Origin of the sequence: Rhodococcus sp. (in: high G+C Gram-positive bacteria) (assembly GCF_049286785.1) — a bacterium.
In the GTDB taxonomy this organism is placed as follows: domain Bacteria; phylum Actinomycetota; class Actinomycetes; order Mycobacteriales; family Mycobacteriaceae; genus Rhodococcus_F.
On the sequence record NZ_JBAQEO010000512.1, the window covers coordinates 1 to 2,814 of the forward strand.

3 protein-coding genes are annotated in these 2,814 nt (G+C 67.0%); all 3 read right to left on the reverse strand.

Annotated elements, in window-relative coordinates:
• A partial coding sequence (locus WAW17_RS18515; protein WP_422334392.1) for a dipeptide ABC transporter ATP-binding protein occupies positions 1-1,617 on the reverse strand: 1,617 nt, incomplete at its 3' end.
• Positions 1,614-2,537 carry an ABC transporter permease gene (locus tag WAW17_RS18520; RefSeq protein ID WP_422334393.1) on the reverse strand — a complete coding sequence of 308 codons (924 nt, stop codon included), beginning with the start codon at positions 2,535-2,537 and terminating at the stop codon, positions 1,614-1,616. The genes WAW17_RS18520 and WAW17_RS18515, both read right to left, overlap by 4 nt.
• Positions 2,530-2,814, reverse strand: a 285-nt coding sequence (locus WAW17_RS18525; protein WP_422334394.1) for an ABC transporter permease subunit, incomplete at its 5' end; no start/stop codon positions are given. The genes WAW17_RS18520 and WAW17_RS18525, both read right to left, overlap by 8 nt.

Genomic DNA, 2,814 nt, shown 5'->3' on the forward strand with positions numbered 1-2,814 from the left:
ACCGGGGATCGCGTCGAGCAGTTCCCGGGTGTAGTCGTGGCTCGGGTTGTCGAAGATCTCTTTCGTGGTGCCGGATTCGACGATGCGTCCGCGGCGCATCACCGCGACCGTGTCGCTGATCTGGCGCACCACGGCGAGATCGTGGGAGATGAACAGGTAGCTCAGACCCAGTTCGTGTTGCAGGTTTCCCAGTAGGTCGAGGATCTGCGACTGCACCGAGACGTCCAGTGCGGACACCGGTTCGTCGAGCACCACGAGTTCCGGGTGCAACGCCAGCGCGCGGGCGATCGCTACGCGCTGACGCTGCCCGCCGGACAGTTCAGCAGGCCGGCGGTCGAGAAACGTGCGGGGCAGCGCCACCTGTTCGAGGAGCTCTGCCACCCGCGCCGACCGTTCCGACTTGGTTCCGACACCGAAGGCCCCGAGCGGTTCCGACACGATGTCACCGACGGGCAGCTTGGGATCGAGCGAGGCATACGGGTTCTGGTACACGATCTGCACCCGCCTGCGCAGTGCCCGCAGCGCACCACCGCGAAGATTCGTGATGTCCTGTCCGTCGAATTCGACCCGGCCGTGCGTCGGGGATTCCAGCCGGATCGCGATGCGGGCTACCGTCGACTTGCCCGAACCGGACTCGCCGACCAGCGACAGGGTGCGGCCGCGCGGAACCTCGAACGACACGTCGGACACCGCATCGATCGCCGTGCGCCGTTCGATGCGGAACCTCTTGGACACGCCGGACACTCGGAGCAGGACCCCGCGGGGGGAACTGTCTCCTTTCGACCTCCGGTGGCCGAGTTCCGAAGACAGGCTGGGAGCCGCCTTCAGCAGAGAGCGCGTGTACTCGTGTCGAGGATTCTCCAGAATTTGCCGCGTGGGGCCGGTCTCCACCACCTCGCCCTGGCTCATGACGACGATCCGGTCGGCACGGTCCGCGGCAACACCGAGGTCGTGAGTGATCAGCAGCACCGCGGTTCCGGATTCCGCGATCCTGGCGTCGAGGTGGTCGAGGATGCGACGTTGCACCGTGACGTCGAGCGCACTGGTCGGTTCGTCCGCGATGACAAGTTCGGGGTTGCATGCCAGAGCGATCCCGATCAACACCCGCTGACGCTGCCCTCCGGACAGATCCTGCGGATACTGCCGCGCCCGCATCGCCGGGTTGTCGATTCCGGCCTCGGCGAGAATACGGACAGCCTCGCGTTTCGCGGACCGGCGGTCGGCGAGACCGTGCACACGCAGCACCTCTGCCACCTGTTCGCCCACCCGTATCACCGGGTTGAGTGAGGTGGTCGGGTCCTGCGGCACCAATCCGATTCTGGCACCGCGAATGCGCTCGAACGCGCGCTCGGACTTGGTGTCGAGTCGCTCCCCGTCGAACGTGACCGTTCCGCCGGTCGCGCGTCCGTTGCCGGCGAGCAATCCTAGGATCGCGTGCGCGGTGGTGGATTTGCCGGAGCCGGACTCACCGACCACGGCCACCACCTCACCGCGTGCGACCGTCAGGTCGACGCCCTTCACAGCGACGACGGGATCGTCCGGACTTCCGTACGCCACCCGGAGTCCGGAGACTTCCAGCAGCGGGGCGCGCCCTTCCCGGACAGTGTTCGAACTCATCCCACTTCCCTCTGCTCGAGTGCATGACCGAGGCGGTGTGCCGACAGCACCACGGCGACGATCACCAATCCGGGGAGCGTGGTCATCCACCACGCGGTCGCGAGGTAGTTGCGTCCCTCGGAGATCAGCGAACCCCACTCGGGGGTGGGCGGGACGGCCCCGAATCCGAGGAAGCTCAGGGAGGAGACGGCGAGAACGGCCATCCCGAACTCGACCGCCGCCAGCGCCACGACGGGCGCGTAGGAATTGCGCAGTACGTGCCTGCGAAGCACGGTGTGCCAGCGAACCCCCGAAGCGAATGCCGCCTCCACATACAGGGAACGGCGCACCCGCAGCACCTCCGAACGCATCACCCGGGCGAAGTTCGCGATCAATGACACGCCGACCGCGATCGCCACATTGACGGTGCCGAACCCCAGCGCGGTGACCAAGGCGAGGGACAGCAACAGCGCCGGAATGGACAGCAGAACGTCGACGATCCGCATCAGCAACGCGTCGACGCCGCCGCCGACCGCACCGGACAACAGTCCGATCAGCGACCCGACCACCAGAGCGATGCCGACGGCCAGCAGAGTTGCGGTGAGCGACAATCCGGCGCCGTGAACCACTCGGGTGTAGACATCGCGCCCGATGTTGTCGGTCCCGAACCAGTGCGCGGCACTCGGAGCCTGGAGCTTGCCGGCGGGTACGCCGGTCAGTGGATCACCACCGGCGAACACCGAGGGCACCACCGCGAATCCGACCGCGGCCAGAAGCACCAGAGCGCAGACCACCAGCACGACGTTGCGGCGCAGCCAGGTGGCTGCCCGCAGGATCCTGATCGCAGAGGTCGGGCGCCCCGCGGTCCGGGCGGCGACCGGACCGGACGTCGCGATTTCCTCCGTGCCCCCGATCACTTCCCTCGTGAGAATGTCAGACATGGAGCGCCTCCTCCTCCTGCTCGACCCGTTCCGCCGATGCGGCCTCTCGTGTCCGGTGGCTGCCGACGATCCTCGGGTCGATCAGGGGATACAGAAGATCGACGGCCAGATTGACGACGACGAAGACGACCGAGGTGAGCACAACGATGCCCTGAACCACCGGGATGTCCTGGGCCATCACCGACGTCTGCGTGAGACGCCCCACTCCTGCGCGGGAGAACACCGTCTCGACCACGACGGAGCCCGCCAGGAGATTACCCACGATCACGCCGGCGAT